The organism is Hwanghaeella grinnelliae, from assembly GCF_004005845.1.
Classification (GTDB): Bacteria; Pseudomonadota; Alphaproteobacteria; order UBA8366; family Aestuariispiraceae; genus Hwanghaeella; species Hwanghaeella grinnelliae.
This window is the reverse complement of the sequence record NZ_SADE01000004.1, coordinates 747,734-767,740: the sequence shown is the minus strand read 5'-3', so window position 1 is coordinate 767,740 and position 20,007 is coordinate 747,734. Positions and strand designations below refer to the sequence as shown.

The 20,007-nt window shown below is 60.2% G+C and carries 17 protein-coding genes and 1 rRNA gene; 1 reads left to right on the top strand and 17 read right to left on the bottom strand.

What is annotated here, in order from left to right:
• From EOI86_RS24335 to EOI86_RS24255, 17 genes are all read right to left on the bottom strand, one after another.
• Positions 1–71, bottom strand: a 16S ribosomal RNA gene (locus EOI86_RS24335); the annotation flags it as partial.
• Positions 72–623: 552 nt separating this feature from the next.
• Positions 624–1,616, bottom strand: coding sequence for a threonine ammonia-lyase (locus tag EOI86_RS24330; protein WP_127768270.1), 993 nt, complete (start codon positions 1,614–1,616; stop codon positions 624–626).
• Positions 1,617–1,661: 45 nt separating this feature from the next.
• Positions 1,662–2,084: a DUF1489 family protein gene (locus EOI86_RS24325; RefSeq protein WP_127768269.1), complete on the bottom strand. Its 423-nt coding sequence runs from the start codon at positions 2,082–2,084 to the stop codon at positions 1,662–1,664.
• A gap of 147 nt (positions 2,085–2,231) precedes the next feature.
• Positions 2,232–3,836: a vWA domain-containing protein gene (locus tag EOI86_RS24320; protein ID WP_127768268.1), complete on the bottom strand. Its 1,605-nt coding sequence runs from the start codon at positions 3,834–3,836 to the stop codon at positions 2,232–2,234.
• 158 nt (positions 3,837–3,994) lie between these two features.
• Positions 3,995–4,903, bottom strand: coding sequence for a hydroxymethylglutaryl-CoA lyase (locus EOI86_RS24315; protein ID WP_127768267.1), 909 nt, complete (start codon positions 4,901–4,903; stop codon positions 3,995–3,997).
• A 70-nt stretch (positions 4,904–4,973) separates the two neighbouring features.
• The gene (locus EOI86_RS24310) at positions 4,974–6,986 is read right to left on the bottom strand and encodes an acetyl/propionyl/methylcrotonyl-CoA carboxylase subunit alpha (RefSeq protein ID WP_127768266.1); all 2,013 of its coding nucleotides are present in this window, start codon (positions 6,984–6,986) and stop codon (positions 4,974–4,976) included.
• A 4-nt stretch (positions 6,987–6,990) separates the two neighbouring features.
• Positions 6,991–7,812: an enoyl-CoA hydratase/isomerase family protein gene (locus tag EOI86_RS24305; protein ID WP_127768265.1), complete on the bottom strand. Its 822-nt coding sequence runs from the start codon at positions 7,810–7,812 to the stop codon at positions 6,991–6,993.
• 45 nt (positions 7,813–7,857) lie between these two features.
• Positions 7,858–9,465 (bottom strand): carboxyl transferase domain-containing protein, encoded by a 1,608-nt coding sequence (locus EOI86_RS24300; RefSeq protein WP_127768264.1) that lies wholly within the window; start codon positions 9,463–9,465, stop codon positions 7,858–7,860.
• 9 nt (positions 9,466–9,474) lie between these two features.
• The gene (locus EOI86_RS24295) at positions 9,475–10,080 is read right to left on the bottom strand and encodes a 2-hydroxychromene-2-carboxylate isomerase (RefSeq protein ID WP_127768263.1); all 606 of its coding nucleotides are present in this window, start codon (positions 10,078–10,080) and stop codon (positions 9,475–9,477) included.
• Positions 10,081–10,107: 27 nt separating this feature from the next.
• Positions 10,108–10,746 carry a carbonic anhydrase gene (locus tag EOI86_RS24290; RefSeq protein ID WP_240035798.1) on the bottom strand — a complete coding sequence of 213 codons (639 nt, stop codon included), beginning with the start codon at positions 10,744–10,746 and terminating at the stop codon, positions 10,108–10,110.
• A gap of 46 nt (positions 10,747–10,792) precedes the next feature.
• Positions 10,793–11,926 (bottom strand): acyl-CoA dehydrogenase family protein, encoded by a 1,134-nt coding sequence (locus tag EOI86_RS24285; RefSeq protein ID WP_127768261.1) that lies wholly within the window; start codon positions 11,924–11,926, stop codon positions 10,793–10,795.
• A gap of 50 nt (positions 11,927–11,976) precedes the next feature.
• Positions 11,977–12,651, bottom strand: coding sequence for an SDR family oxidoreductase (locus tag EOI86_RS24280; protein WP_127768260.1), 675 nt, complete (start codon positions 12,649–12,651; stop codon positions 11,977–11,979).
• Between the two features lie 369 nt (positions 12,652–13,020).
• The gene (locus EOI86_RS24275) at positions 13,021–13,614 is read right to left on the bottom strand and encodes a DUF1989 domain-containing protein (RefSeq protein WP_127768259.1); all 594 of its coding nucleotides are present in this window, start codon (positions 13,612–13,614) and stop codon (positions 13,021–13,023) included.
• A 57-nt stretch (positions 13,615–13,671) separates the two neighbouring features.
• On the bottom strand, positions 13,672–13,965 hold the full coding sequence (locus tag EOI86_RS24270) for a hypothetical protein (protein WP_127768258.1): 294 nt from the start codon (positions 13,963–13,965) through the stop codon (positions 13,672–13,674).
• Between the two features lie 30 nt (positions 13,966–13,995).
• Positions 13,996–15,786, bottom strand: coding sequence for a signal peptide peptidase SppA (gene sppA, locus EOI86_RS24265; protein WP_127768257.1), 1,791 nt, complete (start codon positions 15,784–15,786; stop codon positions 13,996–13,998).
• 81 nt (positions 15,787–15,867) lie between these two features.
• Positions 15,868–17,259 (bottom strand): tetratricopeptide repeat protein, encoded by a 1,392-nt coding sequence (locus EOI86_RS24260; RefSeq protein WP_127768256.1) that lies wholly within the window; start codon positions 17,257–17,259, stop codon positions 15,868–15,870.
• Between the two features lie 21 nt (positions 17,260–17,280).
• Entirely contained in the window at positions 17,281–17,853 is a 573-nt protein-coding gene (locus EOI86_RS24255; RefSeq protein WP_127768255.1) for a peroxidase-related enzyme, read from the bottom strand.
• Positions 17,854–18,338: 485 nt separating this feature from the next.
• Here EOI86_RS24255 and EOI86_RS24250 point away from each other — a divergent pair, with 485 nt between their 5' ends.
• On the top strand, positions 18,339–19,925 hold the full coding sequence (locus tag EOI86_RS24250; RefSeq protein WP_127768254.1) for an ABC transporter substrate-binding protein: 1,587 nt from the start codon (positions 18,339–18,341) through the stop codon (positions 19,923–19,925).
• Positions 19,926–20,007 lie beyond the last annotated feature (82 nt).

Genomic DNA, 20,007 nt, shown 5'->3' with positions numbered 1-20,007 from the left:
TCTCGCTCGACTTGCATGTGTTAGGCCTGCCGCCAGCGTTCGTTCTGAGCCAGGATCAAACTCTCAAGTTCAGACAGAGATATTCAAACCAAAAGGTCCAAATACTCCACATTCCAAGCGTCTATTCCATACTCACAATCATTCCAAGCTCCACAAGAAACTTGGCCGAATTACTTGCATTGGCATAAGACACCTAGACGACTTTATATCGCACCATCCAAACCCAGAACCGAAGCCCCAGACCCAGAAGACACGCCGCCCAGGCATCCCTTCCATTATCATATTCAATTGTCCAAAAACGCATCACCGCTGAAACCCGGCGACAAGGCACCGATCCGATTCGGGACCGGCGCAAGCCTTGGATTGTATAGTGATGTTGGCTCCTCTGCAACCATTTGGACTGGTCTGGGAGCCGCGCCGTGCGGCCGGTGTTTCCGTCCGCGTCGACGGGCTGTGATGTATGCCGCGGGGCCGGACAGCGCAAGAGAAAAAATTAACAAAAAAGCAAAAAATTCTCGCCCCCGCGGATTTCTGCGGTCTTGCGCCTCACGCCAGCCGCCGACCCCAATTTCGTCTGCGGTAATTAGCTAAGCGAGAGGACGGGTTTCACGGAATCGTAACCCTCAGCCCAGCAAAGTGCGCCCCTTTGCGATCAGATCGGCCGCCTTCGCCTCCCCGATATTGCTGCCGCAAACAATGACGCCGACGCGCTTCCCGGCCAAGCGGTCGCGCAGCGGGCCCATCGTGGCGGCCGTTGCCGCCGCGCCCGCCGGCTCCAGCGCCAGCTTCAAAGCGTCGAACAGCAATGTCCCCGCCTTCAGCATTTCCGCATCCTCGATCCGGACGATCTCGTCCACATGGTTGTGGGTCAGGTCGAAACTGTAGGGCAGCGCCATCGGCGCCCCCAGGGAATCCGCGATCGTCTCCACCTTCTCCAAGGCCTCCGCCTTGCCGGACGCAAAACTGCGATACATCGAATCCGCCCCAAAGGGTTCGACGCCATACACCGCGCAGTCGGGGTTCACGAGCTTGATCGCGCGCGACATGCCCGCAATCAACCCGCCGCCGCCGACCGGGATCACCACGGCCTCCATATCCGCCACCTGGCGGATGAACTCCAACCCGCAAGTCGCCGTACCGAGTGCGGTGAGTTTGCCTTCGAAGGGATGGATGAAGCTCCTCCCCTCCTCCTCCTTGATCCTCTCCACCTCCGAGAAGGCGGTGTGGATATCGGGCACCAGGACCACCTCCGCCCCCATGGCGCGGCAACCCTCGATCCGAACCGGGTCGGCAAAGTCCATCATCACGACCTTGGCGTGGACACCGCCGCGCTTGGCGGCCCAGGCGGTCGCCAGCGCATGATTGCCCGCGCTGACCGCGGTCACGCCGGCTTTCTTCTGATCCGCCGACAGGGCATCTACATTGATCAGCGCGCCGCGGGCCTTGAATGAGCCCGCCTGCTGGAACAATTCCAGCTTGGCTGTGACCCTGGCCCCATCGGGCAGGTAGTCGACCAGCTTATCGGAGGCGAGCGCCACCACCGGCGTTTCAATCACACGTCCCTTGACCTGCGCCAACGCCGCTTCGATTTCCTGCAATGTGGGTGCGTCCTGCATAAAACACTCCAAAAATTATATGATTTTTCCGGTTCCGTGCGCCCCTTACCACGCACCAATTGCGCGCAGTTCCGCGGCCAGTGCCGGGGGCATATCGCCATTGCCGTCACGCTCGCCCAAATCGGGCGGCGCTTCCTCGGGCTTCAGATAGCGCCAGCCCTGGAACGGGCGGTGCGGCCAAGGCTCCGTCAGAACCAGCTCGGGTTCCAGCACCAAGCGGCATTTCGGCTTTTCCTCGGGGTCGTCCGAGGGCCATTCCTCGAACCCGACGATGCGCTGCCGCACCCGCATGACACCCTTGATGATCCAATAGAGAGAGCCGCCGTCGAGGACCTCGTCCTGTCGTTTCGGCCACATGCGCGTGACATGGCCGATCGAACCCCGTTGGGCGAGGCGTTCGTCCTGCCATTCCTTGAGGTCTTCCACCGAAACGGCGCCGACGCAGAGCTTTCGAATATGAAGCGGCATACAGGCTATCTGGACCATGCAAACGGGTGCGGCAAGTCCCCTTGAAAAAGACAGGGCGTACCGCCGGAATGAGCGGCACGCCCCAGTTTGACGAGTTCAAAGGAGTAAAGAGCGATTCCACTCTGGGGGCTGTTGAAGATGCACCCCCTACCCGTCCAGCGCCTCAGCCGCCTTCACCAGTTGCAGCAATTCCGCGCGCGATCCATCCGGGTCGTGCCGCCGCGCCGTTTGCACCAGACGCCGGATCGCTTCATAGGAGAAATCCGACAGCTCTTCCTCTTTCCGAAGTTTTCCGCCAAAGGCCGCAACGGCGGCGGCGAGCGAATCGTCTGCCGACAGACCGTCCGCCGGGATCAGCATATCCGGCGTCGCGACCGCGGTCGTCACGACCTGATCGCCGTTGACCTTGCTCTTATAGGCAAGCTTCACCAGGGCCCATTCGTTCTGTAGCGATCCCGCGGCAGCGGCCGGCGGTGCATTGCCGGAATAGCGCGGCGTGGGAAGGTATTTACCCGCAGCCTCCACCGGCAGCACCTCATAAAGGGCCGTCACCGCATGGCCCGCGCCGACTTCGCCCGCATCCTTCTTTTCGTCCAGAAAGTCCTGCGTGTTCAAAGCGCGTGTTTCATAGCCGACCAGGCGGTAGGCCGCGATCCGGTCCGGGTTGAATTCGACCTGCACCTTTACGTCCGCCGCAACGGTATAGAGCAGCCCTGCGCCGCCATCCCGGAACAGCCGCTGCGCTTCCGCACCGTCGTCTATATAGGCGGCCGTGCCGTTGCCGGCCTGAACGAGCGTCTGGACCAGGCTATCGTTGAAGTTGCCCGCGCCGAGGCCGAGGACCGAAAGGCCGATCCCGGTATCCCGTTTTTCCGCCACGAAATTTCGGAAACTGCGCGGGTCGGTGATGCCGACATTGAAATCGCCATCGGTCAGCAACAGCACCCGGTTCTCGCGGTCTTCACTCAGATATTCTTCGGCAAGGCCATAGGCGGTCTGCAAGGCGGCGGCCCCGGCCGTCCCGCCATCCGCCTGCAGGGACGCGATCTCCCGCAAAAGTTTCGCATGATCCGTCGTCGGCTCCTGTCGAACCTCCACATCATTCGAATAGGTTACAAGCGCGACACGGTCCTCAGCGCCCAAACCTTTGAAGAGGATCGGCATGCTGTTCTGAACCAGTTCCAGCCTGTCGGGCCCACTCATCGACCCGGAAACGTCCAGCAAAAGGACCAGGTTCAGCGGTTTGCGCTCACCGGGCCGCGGGGCCCAGGCTTTCACGCCGATCCGCAGCATTGCCCAATCTTTCTTCCAGGGTGATGGAAACAGCGACAGGGTTGGGTGTAGCCCGTCTTCAGCCTGGTCGGGCACCGGGTAGGAATAGTCGAAATAGTTCAGCATTTCCTCTATCCGCACCGCATCGGGTGGCGGCATCGTACTGCCGCGCAGGTAGCGCCGGACGACGCTATAGGCAGCCGTATCAACTTCCATCGAGAAGGTGGAGTACGGCGCGTCACCGACCAGTTTCACCTCGTTGCGACGGAATTCCGGATGTTGCCCGACAACGGGCGGTTCCGCCTGAGGGGCCAAGGCGCTCGAGGCGCTTTGGAGTGCCACAGGGGCGCTCTTCTGCTGCACCGGTCCTCCAGAGGCGACCGGGGCCGTCTCACAGGCCGACACAGCCAACAGAACGGCGATGGCGACGAGCGGCGCGGTAACGGCCCCTATTCGTGCCAGGAATTGCGGTAAGGTCATGTTCAACTGTCTCCCAGAGTGTTGAGGCCGATCGGCCCGTCATCACGCGTGGGATTCGAACAGGATTGGGCACACCGCCTCCCCGCGCGACCAGACAGTTGCACGGAATAAGGGCGGGAATTGGGCCCGATTGTGGCTACTTTGGGGCGGTAATGTCCCTAAGCGGCGTCCTTCGCCATCAAGGCGCGGTGGACCCGGGAGACCGGCGGGCGGCCGATGACGTCGGATATGAAGCGTCCGGCCGCCATCACCTTGGTGAGATCCACGCCCGTCCCTATGCCGCAGCCCTGCAACATATAGAGCACGTCTTCGGTCGCGACATTCCCCGTCGCCCCTTTGGCGTATGGGCAGCCACCGAGGCCGGCGACCGATGCGTCGGCAACCGCGACGCCCATTTCCAGGCAGGCGTAGAGGTTGGCGAGCGCCTGACCGTAGGTGTCGTGAAAATGCACGCCTATTTCCTCGATCGGCACGTATTCCGCGACGGCCGCAATCATCCGGCGCGCCTCTTCCGGCGTGCCGGTCCCGATCGTGTCGCCCAAGGAAATTTCGTAGCACCCCATGGATTTCAATTCGCGTGAGACTTCCGCGACCACCGTCGGGTCTATGCGCCCTTCATAGGGACAGCCCAGAACGCAGGAAATATAACCGCGGACCCGGAGCCCTTCCGCCAAGGCCTTCTCCGCCACGGGCCGGAAAGCATCCAGGCTTTCGGCGATCGATTTGTTGATGTTCCTTTTCGAGAAGCTTTCAGAGGCAGCGCCGAAGATGGCGATTTCCTCGGCCTGGGCCGCCAGCGCACCCTCCAAACCCTTCAGGTTCGGCGCCAGCACGGGATAGGAAATGTCCGGTTTCCGGCCGATCCGCGCCATGACCTCGGCAGAGTCGGCCATCTGCGGCACCCATTTCGGGGAGACGAAAGCACCAGATTCGATCACCTTCAGGCCCGTCTCCGACAGCATATCGATCAGGCGGACCTTTTGTTCCGTGGAAACGGCGGCCTTTTCGTTCTGCAATCCGTCGCGCGGACCTACCTCAACTATTTTGACGAAATCAGGCAATGCCATCGAAACCCTCCTACCCCAGTGAAACAGCCCAGTTCAAACAGCGCAGATCAAACAGCCGGGCAGCTACTCGTTATTCCTCGAAAGCCACAAGCGCGACACCTTCATCGACCTGCTCGCCTTCCTGAAAATGGACCTCCGCCAGAACGCCGTCCACCGGTGCGGCGATGGTATGTTCCATCTTCATCGCTTCCAGGATCATCAGCGCCGTTCCGGCTTCCACCTTGTCGCCCTTTTTGACGAAGACGGCCGTGACCTTGCCCGGCATGGGGGCGGTGAGTTTCCCTGTGCCCCCATCGGTATCCCCCGCCCCGGCCATCGGGTCGTGCAGCAGGATACGGTGTGTCCGACCCGGCAGGATGACCACGCGGTCCTGACCGACGGCGGCAACCGTCGCGGTCAGGCGCGCACCGTCGATGACCGCATGCAAGCGGCCGTCGCCATCCAGTTCCGCATCGGCGGAAACCGTTCCGGCGGGTGAGGAAATCTCGTATCCCCCGCCGATGACGTATTTACAAACGGTCGGGTAGTCACGGTCGCCCTGCTTAAAAACCAGATCGACATGGCTGATGTCGTTCAAACGCCAGCCATGCAGGACTGACCAAGGGGAGTGCGGGTCACTTCCCGATGCCGCCTGGCGCGCGGTTTCCACCTCCCGCGCCTTCAACTCATTCAGGGCGGCAAGCGCAATGACCTTGGCATCCGGCCCTTCTTCCGCCGGCACGAGGCTGTCCCGGTTTCGTCCAATCAGTCCGGTATCAACGCGGCCCGAAGCGAATTCCTCATCCCGGCATAGCGCGATCAGGAAATCCCGATTGCTGGTCAGCCCGGCAAGTTCGGTTTCCTCCAGCGCGCGGCGAAGACGCTGCAGCGCGGCACCGCGGTCCCGATCCCAGGTGATCACCTTGGCAATCATCGGATCGTAATGGACGGAAACCGTATCCCCTTCCATCACGCCGGAATCGATACGGACATGCGCGCCGGTTTCAGGCGTGCGGAACCGGGCGAGCTTTCCGGTCGAGGGCAGGAAGTCGTTGGCAGGGTCTTCCGCATAAAGCCTGGCTTCGAAAGCATGGCCTGAAAGGGTGATGTCATCCTGCCCTAGCGGCAGGGGCGCACCGGCGGCGACACGCAACTGCCATTCGACGAGGTCCTGCCCGGTCACCATTTCGGTCACCGGATGTTCGACCTGCAGCCGTGTATTCATTTCCATGAAGAAGAATTCACCCGGCCTGCCGTCTTCCCGCGACTCCACGATGAACTCCACCGTACCAGCGCCGACATAGCCGATCGCCTTCGCGGCTTCCGTCGCCGCCGCGCCCATCCGCGCCCGCAGCTCTTCCGACATGAAGGGCGCCGGGCTTTCCTCGATTACCTTCTGGTGCCGCCGCTGCAGAGAGCAGTCGCGTTCAAACAAATGAACCGCATTGCCCTGACTGTCGGCGAAGACCTGTATTTCGATGTGCCGAGGACGGGTCACGAACCGTTCTACCAGCACCTTGTCATCCCCGAATGAGGCTGCCGATTCTCGCCGGCATGACGCCAGCGCATCTGCGAACGCCGCCGGGTCCTCGACCAGACGCATCCCCTTCCCGCCACCGCCGGCCGACGCCTTGATCAGGACGGGATAACCGATGCGGTCGGCTTCCTTCGCCAGGAATTCGGCATCCTGCTCATCCCCGTGATAACCGGGCACCAGCGGCACATTCGCCTTTTCCATGATCGTCTTCGCGCCGGACTTTGAGCCCATCGCGTCGATGGCCGAAGCCGGCGGCCCGATGAAAGCGATGCCGGCCTGTTCCAGCGCGCGGGCGAAGTCGGCATTTTCCGACAGGAACCCATAGCCCGGATGGACCGCCTGGGCGCCGGTGCGGCGGCAGGCTTCCAGGATCTTGTCCGTGACCAGATAAGACTCTCGCGCCGCGGGTGGGCCGATATGAACGGCTTCGTCCGCCAACAGGACATGCTGGGCCGTCGCATCCGCGTCGGAATAGACAGCCACCGTCCGCACGCCCAGCGCTTTGGCGGTGCGGATGACGCGGCAGGCGATTTCGCCCCGGTTTGCAATCAGGATTTTGTCGAACATGCGCCTACCCTTTCGCACAACCGGATGACAGCCAGGCTGCCGGCCGCTTTTCCAAAAAGGCGGAAACGCCTTCCTTGCCTTCGGCCGATGCCCGCACCCGCGCGATGCGCCGGGCCGTGTCCTTATGCACATCCCAGCTCCACGGCCGGTCGACGGCGAAAATCAGATCCTTGGATTCGGCGACCGCGTTCGGGCCGTTCGCACAGATCGCTTCCGCCAGAGCCTGGCCCCGCGCGTCGAGCGCATCCGCATCGGCAACCACTTCATGAACAAGTCCGATGCGATGCGCTTCCGCCGCATCGAAACGTTCGGCCGTCAGGAAATAGCGTCGCGCCGCACGCTGACCGATTGCCGCGATGACATAGGGTGAAATCGCCGACGGAATGATACCCAGTTTTACTTCAGACAGGCTGAAGGAAGCGCGTTCCGTCGCGATGGCGATATCGCAGGCTGCCGCCAGCCCGACCCCGCCGCCGAAGGCCGCTCCCTGCACCAATCCGATCACCGGCTTGGGACAGGCATTGATCATCTGCAACATGCCGGCCAGCGCTTCGGCATCCTTGATATTGGCGGCTTCGTCATTTTCCGCCATCCGCTTCATCCAGTTCAAATCCGCGCCGGCGGAAAAGCTTTTGCCTTCGGCGCGCAGAACAACGACACGGGTTTCCGGGTCATCCGAGACCAGCATGAAGGCGCCGGTCAGGCCTTCGATCAATTCGTCATCGAAGCAATTATGCTTGTCCGGATTGGTCAGCACGATTTCCGTGACAGCCCCATCGGCATATCCCGCCTTCCTCACCCGGTATTTTCTTGATTGGTCGGTCATGACTTTTGCTGTTCCAGATTTGGCGAACCCATGGGCCCGCGAGAATTACATGCGGAAAACGCTGAAGCGTGGATCCGGGATCGGCGCATTGAGCGCGGCCGATAGAGAAAGACCCAGCACGTTCCGCGTTTCCTTCGGATCGATCACGCCGTCATCCCAAACACGCGCGGACGCATAATAGGGATGGCCCTGGTGTTCGTATTGCTTGCGAACCGGGTCCATGAAGGCTTCCCGTTCCTCCGCCGTCCAAGTCTCGTCCTTACGGGCCATGCCGTCCTCACGCACTGTCGCTAGCACGTTCGCGGCCTGTTCCCCGCCCATTACCGAAATTCGGGCATTCGGCCACATATAGAGCATGCGCGGTGAATAGGCCCGGCCGCACATGCCATAATTCCCGGCCCCGAAAGAACCGCCGATGATGACGGTGAACTTCGGCACCTGCGTGGTCGCAACGGCCGTCACCAACTTTGCGCCGTCCTTGGCGATGCCGCCCGCCTCGTATTTCCGGCCGACCATGAAACCGGTGATGTTCTGAAGGAAGACCAGGGGGATCTTCCGCTGCGAGCACAGTTCGACAAAGTGCGCGCCCTTCAACGAGGACTCAGAAAACAGGATGCCGTTATTGGCGACGATGCCGACGGGATAGCCCCAGATATGCGCGAAGCCGCAGACCAAGGTGGTTCCATAAAGGTGTTTGAATTCATCGAATTCGGACCCGTCGACGATCCGCGCGATCACTTCCCGCACGTCATAGGGTTTGCGCGCGTCCGCCGGAATGACGTTGTAGATTTCCGCCGGGTCGTAAGCCGGGGCCACGGGCGCCTTCACTTTGACCTGCGCGGGTTTCGCGCGGTTCAAGTTGCCGACAATCTGCCGGACGATGGCAAGGGCATGGTGATCGTTTTCAGCGTAATGGTCCGTGACGCCCGAAATACGTGAATGCGTATCCGCCCCGCCCAAATCCTCTGCCGAGACGACCTCACCGGTCGCCGCCTTCACAAGCGGCGGCCCGCCCAGGAAAATCGTTCCCTGGTTTCGCACGATGATGCTTTCATCCGACATGGCCGGCACATAGGCCCCGCCCGCCGTGCACGACCCCATGACCGCGGCGATCTGAGGGATACCCTTCGCGGACATATTCGCCTGGCTGTAAAAAATACGGCCGAAATGATCGCGGTCTGGGAAGACCTCGTCCTGGTTCGGCAAATTGGCGCCGCCGGAATCCACCAGATAGATGCAAGGCAGATGGTTCTGCTCGGCGATTTCCAGCGCGCGAACATGTTTCTTTACGGTGATCGGGTAATAAGTACCGCCCTTCACCGTGGCATCGTTCACGACAATCAAACATTCCTGGCCCGATACCCGACCGATACCGGTGATGACACCGCCGCCCGGCACGTCATCGTCATAAACCTCATGGGCCGCCAGTTGAGAGAATTCGAGAAACGGCGCCCCTGGATCCAACAAGGTGCGCACACGGTCCCGAGGCAACAACTTGCCGCGGCCGACATGGCGTTCACGCGCACGCTTGCCGCCCCCCAATTTGATCTTCGCGACCTTGTCCTCAAGGTCGCCGATCAGGTCCGTCATCGCGGCGGCGTTGGCCTTGGCCTCGTCACCGCGCAGGTTCACACTCGTCTTCAGGACTGCCACTGTATTTCCTCACCAGCCGCCAGTTTCGATCCAGCGTTCCAAATCGGGAAGATGATCGACGCCCCAGAACGGCTCATCGCCGTGGAAGAACATCGGCGTTCCGAACACGCCCCGTTCCAGGCCGCGCTCAACCTCATCCCGCAAGCGGTCCTTTATCGCCTGATCCTGCATACCGGCCAGAACGGCATCTGGATCGATACCGACGCCGGCCGCCAAATCCGCGACCGTTTCCGGATCGGAATAGTCCTTGTCTTCCGCAAAGGCATGGCGAAAGACCGCATGGACCAAGGCCGGAAGTTTGTCCGGTGCATTGACTTCCGCCCAATAGACGGCGCGCGACGCCGGCACGGTCTTCAAACTCATCACGTCCGGCAGGATGAAGGGAATGCCGTGCTTGCGGGCGGTACGCTCCATATCCCGCTTGGAATAGTCCCCTTTCAGCGGGGCGTGCAGCAGGGGCTTGGAGCCAACCGCCTTGAAGGCTGCGCCGATCAGGAACGGACGCCATTTGATGTCCACGCCCTGGCGCTCCGCCGCCGCCTCGATCAGCTCCGATCCGATATACGCGAAGGGGCTGGAAAAATCGAAATAGAACTCAATCGGTTGCTTACTCATACATCCTCCCAAATACCGTTGGCCGGCTTAAACCAGTTGTACAAAATCTTCCTCGCCCGGCACGTCCGCCAGCAAGTGCCCTTCATCCAGATCGAACCACCATGAATGCAATTCGATCTGACCGTTATCCACCTTCTCTTTCAGCCAAGGGAAGGTCAGAAGGTTCTGCGTTGAATAACGGACGGCCGCCTGTTCATGCCGACAAGGCGGGTCCGATAGCGGAATGCTGCCGACCGCTTGGTCCGCCATGGACACCCAGGGGCCGATGAACTCACGATCCTGGACGACGCCGTCCTCCATGGTCTTCAGGGCGCGGATACCACCGCAATAGGCATGTCCGAGCACCACGACATGCTCGACTTCAAGGTCCCGGATGGCGAATTCCAATGCCGCACTGACCCCGTGAAAATCAGCGTTCGGCTTATAGGGGGGAACGAGCGCCGCGACGACGCGAACAACGAACAACTCCCCGGGCGTGGCTGAGAACAGAATAGCCGGGTCAACGCGGGAATCGGAACACGCGATCAACAGCACCTTGGGGCTCTGCCCCTCGCGCGCCAATTTGGCCAATAAACTGCTCGCCTGCTTTTCATAGTTTATCGCGCGAAACCCCTTGAACCCCGCGATCAAAGCGTTAATCGGCCCCTTGTCTACTGTCGACCCCACTGTCTCTCCAATCCCCACAAGTAAAAATATGTACTGTTCGCGCGCGTTAAGCCGCCAATGACCGGGCGATGACCAGTTTTTGGATGTCGCTGGTGCCTTCATAGATCCGCGTCACGCGGACATCCCGGTAAATCTGTTCGATGGGATAGTCGTTCAAATACCCGACCCCACCCAAGGTTTGAAGCGCGTCCGACACAACCAGCTCGGCCGTATCTGAGGCCAGCAGCTTCGCCATCGAGGCTTCCGTCAAGCAGGGCTTTCCAGCGTCGCGCAGGGCCGCGGCGTGCAGCACCATTTGCCGCGCGGCAGCAAGCTTTGTCGCCGCTTCGGCCAGACGAAAGCCGACCGCCTGATGTTCAATGATCGGCTTACCCATGCTGACCCGATCCTTGGCATAGGCAATCGCGTGATCGAGCGCCGCCTGCGCCATGCCGACGGCCTGGGACCCGATACCGATCCGCCCGCCTTCCAGGTTCGACAGGGCGATCTTATAGCCCTGCCCTTCCTCACCCAGCATCAGGTCCGGCGTAAGCTCCATGTCTTCGAAGACGATCTGGCAGGTATCCGAGGCATTCTGACCCAGTTTGTTTTCGACGCTGGCCACGGTGTAACCGGCCGTGTCCGTCGGCGCGATGAAGGCGGTGATGCCCTTCTTGCCCGCATCCGGGTCCGTGACCGCGAAGACGATGGCGACCTTGGCGTTGCTGCCCGACGTGATAAACTGCTTGGCCCCGTTCAGGACCCATTTATTCCCGCTTTTCTTCGCCCGCGTCCGGATCGCCGAAGCGTCCGACCCCGCATGCGGTTCGGTCAAACAGAATGCGCCGATACTTTCACCGCGCGCCATGGGCGGAACGAAACGCTGCTTCTGCTCTTCCGTGCCGTAGCGCAGGATCGGCATGTAACCGACCGAGTTGTGAACGCTCATGATCGTCGAGCAGGAACCGTCGCCCCAGGCAATCTGTTCCAGTGCCGATGCATAAGAAACCGTATCCGTTCCCGCGCCGTCATATTCCACCGGCGCCAGCATGCCCATCAGACCGAGCTCGCCCATCTTCGCCAAAGCCTCGGCGGGGAATTTGTGCTCCTTGTCCCATGTCGGGGAATTCGGTTGCAGCTCGTTGGCCGCGAAGTCGCGCGCCATGTCCGTGATCATCTGTTGTTCTTCAGTGAGCAACATAGAAGCTCTCTCCCGTTAAGACCGGCTTTGCACCGTTGCGGCTTGCATCCTCACCAAGGCCAGGACTTTCCGTCGTAATTGAAGAACCCGCCGGATTGCGCGTCGGTCAGGCTATCGACGACCTTTTTCATGCCGCCGGCACTGGTTTCCGTATCGATATCCGCCGATGGGCCGCCCATGTCGGTGCGGACCCAGCCGGGATGCAGCACGACCGTCTTCACACCGGTTGGGCGCAAATCGTTCGCCAGGATGGCAGCCGCCATGTTCAGTGCAGTCTTGGAAGAACGATAAGCATAGGCGCTGGACGCCCCGCCGAGATCACCGATCGATCCCATTCGGCTGGACGTAAATGCCATGGTTTTTTTCTCGGAATCGGCCACGTTCGCTGCGAAGGCATTGGCTATGCGAAGCGGCGCGATGGTATTGACCGCGAAGGTTTCGGACCACAGATCCGCAGCGGTTTCCTCCAGGCCCATGCCCTTGTCCAGGTACACGCCGGCATTGTTCCAAAGCACATCGATCGGCAAATCGCCAAGAGTGTCTTTCAGGGCCCGGATGCTGTCTTCCGAGGTAACCTCCAGCGGCAGCACCCGGTCGGCGCCGATATCGCCGACAGCACCGGGGTCCCGGCAAGCCGCGATGACGGTCCATCCATCCTGCTTGTATTTATTGAGCAATTCCCGGCCGATCCCGCGGCTCGCTCCGGTTAACAGCAGTGTCGGCATTGTACTCTCCCTGTTTTCAGTCCCATTTCGGGTGCCCCAGGTTTTGCCGAGGGCCATCACAGTCATCTGTAACAGGCCCGCGAGGGGCAAACTGTATCCGGCCGTCGTTTACCGCGACCGTTGGTTTTCTCGCCGGCGGGACTTCCACTGGCGGACATCCCGACAAAGTTGCCGTCGCATCTGGTTCTTATGCGCCAGCCCAATATGCGCCGGAACCCGGCCCCGTCCAAGGCGTTTCGCGATTTCCCATCGCCCAATTCAGGGTGCCAAGATGCCGCAGAACATAGTTTACGTTTACGTAAAGGTCAATAATGGCCCGGCGTCCTAGCCGGGCCCAAAACCCGCCCAAGCGGCGTGTTGGTCGACCGCTTAATCCAGAACTTCGAAATGCGCCTCAACGGGGTTTCCGGCATTGACCGGAATAATGTCTTGCGGGCAGGCGGACATCGCCACGATGCAATCCATCTGCGCCCGCAGCAAAACATGGTCGCCCGCCTTCGATACAGGCGCTTCCCAACTGGTGGCGCCCCCGTCCGCGACGGGAATATTCATCCACATGTTCAGCGGCGCCGGCGTTTCCGGCGCAACCAGTCCCAATTCCTTCATGCTAGCGGCAAGGTTATCGGTGCAGTTCTCGTGATACTCGGTACAGCCGAGCAGCCGGTAACGATGGACGTCGCAAGACGCCATCAAGGTGTCATGAATGCCCGGCGAGGTATCTTCCTCCATCACCAGGATCGGACGGCGCTGATTGGTATAGAGACTGTCGCCCTGTTTCGGAAAAATCGTTCCCAGCATCGCCCGCAGATGCTCCATCGACATGAACTCGGTCAGGTCTTCAGCGTTGAACGCCCAGGTATCTACGACCTGGTGACCATGCGTGTTGATCATCTTAAGGGCTTGGCCCTTTTTCACCCGTACGGCCTTGCCCCCGCGTGCCGGAATTTCAATCAGTTCACCCATGCCTGCCCCCTCGTGCTAATGGAAATCCATATATAGAAGGGAATATTGGGCTTTCGCTCAGCTTTGCGCCAGTAGATGACCGACAATTTCACGCCATTCTTGTTGCAGTGCACCAGAATGGGCGGGCTTACCGGCGCGCCGATACCAGTAACCCGCGTTCCCCAGGTCGCCTTCCACACGGTGAAGATACGCATGCACCCAGGATCCGTCCGAATCAGAAGCGTCCTGGGCGCAGGAATGCGCCTTTTCCCAATCGCCCTTACCGTCCCACCACAAAGCCTGCAGCGGCAAAGACCACTCGGACGGCGGCGCATCACCATCCATCGTTTTCAGGAAATCGTCTTCCGTCATGGCCCTTCCCCTGGTTTGTCCATGGCTTGTCTATCGGGCGAGTCTGAAGGCGGGCATATGGGCCGACACTCCATCGACCGGAATCGGCGGCAGCCCGAAAGTGTTCAGGCCGCGGAAGCCGAGCACACCGACTAAATCCGGCGCGGAGAAGAGCGCGGAAACCTGGGCGAAAGGATCGCCGCCCTCCACGATCTCCTCAAGTCGTTCGACCGGCGTCGGTTCATGCGGCAAAATCACAATCTCCGCTTCCACCGACCGGTCGAACCCGGCCATTTCCTTGGCCTGGGCGATCGCTTCCAGCAAGCCGCCGAACCCGTCGATCAACCCCACCTTCATCGCATCCCTGCCGGTCCAAATCCGCCCCCGCGCCGCCGCGTCCAACGACCCGGCCGACAAGCCACGCGCCGCGGCCACTTTCTGGGTGAAATCCTCATAGACGAAATCGACGCCGGCGCGGAATCGTTCCCGCTCGCTCTGGGAGAATTCGGAAATGCCGCTCCAGATCGCCGCATTCTGTCCGACCCGGACGCGTTCCCACCGCACACCGAGTTTTTCCCAAAGCCCCATGGTCGCGAACTTGCCGGAATAAACCCCGATCGATCCGGTAATCGTGCCCGGCAGGGCCAGAACCCTGTCGGCCTGCATTGAAACGAAGTAGCCGCCACTTGCCGCGACGGATCCCATCACCGCGATGACCGGCTTGCCGGCTTCCCGCAGCCTTGCGACTTCCCGCCAAACCGCATCCGACGGGCCGTAAGCGCCGCCGGGACTGTCGACGCGGAACACTACGGCGTCGATGTTGTCATCTTCCCGCGCATCGGCCAGCGCGTCCGCGACGTCATAGGGTGAGAAACCGCGCGCACCGAACAAGGCATTCCCGCCCGGTTGGTCCGGCATGATGGCCCCCTCGCCGTAGACCAGCGCAATCCGCGGTGCGTCCGGCGGCAAACTCATTTCCGCGGCGACGGCCAGATTGTACTGCGCCGGCGACACGGAGTCCGATTCCGGGCCAAGGCGGTCATCCAGAAAGGCTTCCACCTCGTCCCAATAAGCCAACTTGTCGACCAAGCCCAACGCCAAGGCCTCTTTCGCCAAATAGGGACCACCGTTGAACAGCACTTCTATGGAACTGGATTTCGCAAGACGGCCGTCTTCCAAATAGGCTGCCCGAAGCTGGTCCGTCCAACTGCCGAGCAACCTGTGGTACGATTCCCGGATCGCAGGCGTCATGCCGGTTTCGACGAAAGGATCGATCCCGCCCTTGTATTCATGACGCTGTTCGAATTGCGGCGACACGCCAATCTTCTCGAAAGCACCGCGGAAGAACGGGGTTTCCAGCGCAAGCCCCGCAACCCCGACCCCGCCCGAAGGCTGAAGCCATAATTCCTCGAAGGCGCCCGCCAGAAGATAGTCGACCGTCCCGTTCCAGACCGAGCCGAGATCCTCCGCATAGGCGAGCGTGAATTTGCCGGACGCGCGAAAGGCCCTGATGGCGTCCGCGAGTTCCTGGGCCTGCGCCATGCTGATCGGTGCGCCGCCCATGACGGCGACCACACCCTTAATCCGGTCGTCCGTTCGCGCGCGGTCCAGGGCGGCGACCATGTCTATCATGGTGAGGCCGTCCGTTTTGCCGAAAAGCGTCTGAACCGGCTTTTCGACGACCGGCTGATTAAGATCCAGCCACAGAACCGCGCGTTCCGGCACGGTCGCCTGCTGAGGGCTTTGCGTGACCAGAAAAACGATGCCCGCCACGACCGACGCCATCGTCAGGAACCCGATGCCGGCCAAAAGCCACATGAAAAAACGGCCTATCGCCCGCATAGCAAATCCTTTTCATTCGGCCCTTTCGACTGGGCCACTATTGCCTGATCCGTTTCCGGCAGACCTCTGATATCGTAATGCTTACGCCGCCATCAAGGCATCTGCCCTCGCCTGTGCCTGCGCCGCGGCGGCGGCATTGCTTTCCGAGGCTTCCAGATTGGCCAGACGGGACCAGTTCCAGCGCGAGCCCGGCCGGTTTTCCAAACGTTCCGACAAGACATGGCGGGCTTCTGTATGCCGCCCGGCGGAAAGCGCTGCACGGACCAGCAAGCGGTCGAAGAAATCGCGCTGCGCATGACTGCCCCCCAAAAGGCGAACCTTCTCACGCACGGGATAAAGCTTGTCGACCGCATCGCCGGGTTTGCCGGCGTCAATCGCCAGGAAGGCATCCGCAATGGCCAGGCCGACTTCGCGGGTGATCCGGGACTGTGTCTCCTGCTTGTGGGAATAACGCTCCATCGAGGTCCGCATCGTTTCCGCCTTTTCGCGGTCGCCCGCATTTAAAAGCGCCGCCATGAAATGAGCATCGGCAAAGGCGAGTTTGTGCTCCTCGGTCCGCGCGGCGGACATATCGGCCAAGACGCGCCAGCGGTTGCCGACATCCACGCCTTCTTCCTGCAACCGCCAGAGCAGCGCCACACCGTTCGAGATATCGAGATAGTCGCCGGCGATGTCGGTCCAAACCTTCGCGTCGTAATGCGCGAGGCAGTCCTGATAACGACCCAAATCCAGCATGAAGAGCGCCCGGTGCCATTGCGCGTGATGCTTGAAGTTGTGGATCTTGCCCCAATGCGGTTCCAACGCCGAGAGAAACGCCTCGCCTTCCGCCGAACGGCACTGCATTTCCAGAACATGGGCGGTGGCATGTGCCCCCCAGGCGTCGGCGGGATTGATCTCGACCGAGCGCCTGCCCGTGACCTCCGCCTTGTCGTAAACGCCGGACTCTTCCAACGCGAAAGCATAGGAGCCGAGAATGAAGCCATACCCGGGCAGGGTTTCGTTCCAGGCGAACATAACGCGGGCCAAACTGTTCCGCATCGCCGTCCCGTCGCCCAGATAGAATTGGCAATACTGCACCAGCTTCGTCGCCATGACGTCCAGGGGATGGTCCAGCAAGATGGCTTCCCAGGCGGCAATAGCGCCTTCCATGTCGCCGCGAATCCAGGCCGCAAGCGCCGCGATATGCCGGGCCTCCTGCGGCGTGACGGATCCCTCGGCCGCGACGCGCTCGGCGTCGGCCAAGGCGCCCACGGCCATTGCCTCCATTTTCTCAGCGGCAAAGAACTTGCCGAAATAGCCTTTAAGCACATGCGCCATTGGCATCGCCGGGTCCAACCCGAATGTGTCTTTAAGGCTGTCCCCGGTCTCAACGCTCATGCCGAGATAGTTCAAAACCGTTTTCTGCAGTCCCGCGACAGCGTCCGTCGAGGCGGCCGTCCAGTCGTTGCCCCATCCATCCGTATAGGTCGTCATGATTTTCCTCTACTCCCGGTCCTATCGGTCCATGCCGTGGTATTCCGTATTCGGCATCATCTCCACACCATGCGCCATACGATTGGTATAGTTGAAGAAGGACGCGGTTTCCGTGATATCCCAAATCGCTGAATCGTCAAATCCGGCTTCCCTCAGAGCCGCGCGGTCCGCTTCCCCGATGTCGTTCGGGGTGTCGGTCAGTTTCCAAGCATAGTCCAGCATGGCGCGCTGGCGCGGTTCAAGGCGTGCGGTGCGGTAGTTAAGGGCTATATGCTCACCCAATACCGGGTCGCCCGACAGGGCACGCACCTGCTGACCATGCGCGACAAGGCAATAAAAGCAACGGTTGCAGGATGAAACGGTTACAGCGATCATCTCTCGCTCCAGCTTGGTCAGCGGGCTGTCGTCGCTCAACATGATCTCGTTATACATGTCGATGAAGCGGCGAAGACGATTCGGTTTGAACGCATAGGTGCGCAATACGTTCGGCACCAAGCCAAGCTTTTCCTCGCAAATCTTGAAATACTTCTGCAAATCCGCGTCCAGGTCGCCGGGCGCCGGCACCGGCAATGCGGAAATCCTATCGTCGCTCATGTTTCCTCCGTCTCACTATCAAGGGCGTGATCCGCCCGCTTTTCTTCAACGGCACAATGCGGCATCGTCGGGCCACTGTCATGCGCAGACCATCCCTTCCGCGCTGCGAATCCCTGCTACGGGTCGTCGCACCATGTGTGTTGACTTCGGTCTTTATCGATCCATTGTGAATAAAGAATTTGACTCTGCGTAAATTTGTGCAACGCAGCATTTTTTATTTTACACATTTCATGTGTTGATTTAACGCAGCATTTTTTATTTTACACATTTCATGTGTTGATTTTTCGAATGGCATTTTGGAATATCGTGCTGAAGTATTCGGGTAAGTATAGCCTAGTATAATCATAAGTAATTCAAGGTAACGAAGTAACCGTTTACGTACTTTAGAATTCCCTGTTTTGCATGTTTTTTCTGAAACTAATTGACACTCCCAGTTATTTCTCTGACGCTTCCCGCTTCGCTGTAACACAAGGGGTAGCGTCGTTATGAAAAGGCTTATTCAGGGTGCCGTGTTGGCATCCTCAATCATCGCAAGCAGCTTTACCGCACTTGCACAAACAGACGGCGGGACGCTGGTCTATCTGGCTCAACCGGAACCGCCCACCCTGGCATCTTACGTTTCCACGTCGGGCCCGATCGGCCTGGTCGCGCCGAAGATCTATGAAGGACTCTTCGACTACGACACCGAAGGCAAGATGATACCGGTCCTGGCGAAAAGCGTTGATGTCAGCGCCGATGGCAAAACCGTGACATTCACCTTGCAGGATGGCGTCGTCTGGCACGATGGAACGCCCTTCACCTCAGCTGATGTGAAATTCAGTGTGATGGAAGTCCTGTCAAAAGTTCACCCGCGCGGTCCGAATTCCTTCCGTGAGGTCGAAAGCATCGACACGCCTGATGACACCACGGCCGTGTTCCACCTGAAGAATCCGGCGCCGTACATGCTGCGCGCCCTTTCGGGTTATGAATCCCCGATGGTTCCAAAGCACCTTCTGGAAGGCACCGACATCAAAAGCGCCGACTTGGCCAACAACCCGATCGGCACCGGTCCGTACAAGTTCACGGAATGGAAGAAGGGCCAATATATCCGCCTCGACAAGAACGAGGACTATTGGAAAGAAGGCCTGCCGCATGTGGAGCGTGTCGTTGCCCGCTTCATCCCGGATGCCTCCACCCGGACCGCCGCCATGGAAAACGGCGAAGTTCTGTATACCGGCTATAACGGTATCCCGAACATCGACGCCGTTCGCCTGCGGGATCGTGACGACATCAGCGTAACCACCGATGGTTACTCGATGATCAACCCGATGGCCCTGTTGGAATTCAACACCAAGGAAGGCCCGTTCACCGATCCGGCCGTCCGCCGTGCGATTTCCAATGCCATCGACCGTCAGTTCATGATCGACACGATCTTCTTCGGTTACGGAAAACCGGCCTCCAGCGCCCTGTCCAGCAGCTTCGCGGCGACGGATCTGTACAAGCCGATGCCGAACTATCCGGCAGCGGGTGACGTTGAAGCCGCTAAGAAGATCCTCGACGACGCTGGCTACAAGCCGGACGGCGACGGCGTTCGCATGAAGGCGATCTTGGATGTCATTCCCTACGGCGAAGACTGGCGCCGTGCCGGGGAATACCTGAAGCAGGCATTGGGCGATATCGGCATCGAAATCGAACTGCGCTATGAAGACGTTCCGACTTGGTTGAAGCGTGTTTATCACAACTACGACTTCGTCATGAACCTGAACTACTTCTACCAGCTTCCCGATCCGGTTCTGGGCGTCCACCGTCACTACGGCACGGACCAGATCCGTCAGGGTACGCATTTCGTGAACTCCTCGCGCTACAGCAATCCGAAGCTCGACGCGCTTCTGGATGCCGGCGCGAAAGAGCCGGACGCCGCCAAGCGTTCCGCGATTTATGAGGACGTGCAGGAGATCCTGGCTGAAGACATGCCGGTCGTGAACCTGTTCGAAATGCAGTTCCTCACGGTCTACAACACGAAGCTTAAGGGTGTGTACGGCTCCGCGATGGGTCCCTACGGCTCTTTCTCTGAAGGTTGGCTCGAAGAGTAAGTTCTACGGATTGAAGGGGACGCCGTGTTTCGGCACGGCGTCCCCCTCACCCGCATTCCAGTATTCCGAAGCGTTCACGATA

What these genes read in the sequence shown, in the direction of transcription:
- EOI86_RS24330 (WP_127768270.1), bottom strand. Translation starts at nt 1,616, where the DNA reads ATGCAGGACGCACCCACATTGCAGGAAATCGAAGCGGCGTTGGCGCAG.
- EOI86_RS24325 (WP_127768269.1), bottom strand. Translation starts at nt 2,084, where the DNA reads ATGCCGCTTCATATTCGAAAGCTCTGCGTCGGCGCCGTTTCGGTGGAA.
- EOI86_RS24320 (WP_127768268.1), bottom strand. Translation starts at nt 3,836, where the DNA reads ATGACCTTACCGCAATTCCTGGCACGAATAGGGGCCGTTACCGCGCCG.
- EOI86_RS24315 (WP_127768267.1), bottom strand. Translation starts at nt 4,903, where the DNA reads ATGGCATTGCCTGATTTCGTCAAAATAGTTGAGGTAGGTCCGCGCGAC.
- EOI86_RS24310 (WP_127768266.1), bottom strand. Translation starts at nt 6,986, where the DNA reads ATGTTCGACAAAATCCTGATTGCAAACCGGGGCGAAATCGCCTGCCGC.
- EOI86_RS24305 (WP_127768265.1), bottom strand. Translation starts at nt 7,812, where the DNA reads ATGACCGACCAATCAAGAAAATACCGGGTGAGGAAGGCGGGATATGCC.
- EOI86_RS24295 (WP_127768263.1), bottom strand. Translation starts at nt 10,080, where the DNA reads ATGAGTAAGCAACCGATTGAGTTCTATTTCGATTTTTCCAGCCCCTTC.
- EOI86_RS24285 (WP_127768261.1), bottom strand. Translation starts at nt 11,926, where the DNA reads ATGTTGCTCACTGAAGAACAACAGATGATCACGGACATGGCGCGCGAC.
- EOI86_RS24280 (WP_127768260.1), bottom strand. Translation starts at nt 12,651, where the DNA reads ATGCCGACACTGCTGTTAACCGGAGCGAGCCGCGGGATCGGCCGGGAA.
- EOI86_RS24275 (WP_127768259.1), bottom strand. Translation starts at nt 13,614, where the DNA reads ATGGGTGAACTGATTGAAATTCCGGCACGCGGGGGCAAGGCCGTACGG.
- EOI86_RS24270 (WP_127768258.1), bottom strand. Translation starts at nt 13,965, where the DNA reads ATGACGGAAGACGATTTCCTGAAAACGATGGATGGTGATGCGCCGCCG.
- sppA (WP_127768257.1), bottom strand. Translation starts at nt 15,786, where the DNA reads ATGCGGGCGATAGGCCGTTTTTTCATGTGGCTTTTGGCCGGCATCGGG.
- EOI86_RS24260 (WP_127768256.1), bottom strand. Translation starts at nt 17,259, where the DNA reads ATGACGACCTATACGGATGGATGGGGCAACGACTGGACGGCCGCCTCG.
- EOI86_RS24255 (WP_127768255.1), bottom strand. Translation starts at nt 17,853, where the DNA reads ATGAGCGACGATAGGATTTCCGCATTGCCGGTGCCGGCGCCCGGCGAC.
- EOI86_RS24250 (WP_127768254.1), top strand. Translation starts at nt 18,339, where the DNA reads ATGAAAAGGCTTATTCAGGGTGCCGTGTTGGCATCCTCAATCATCGCA.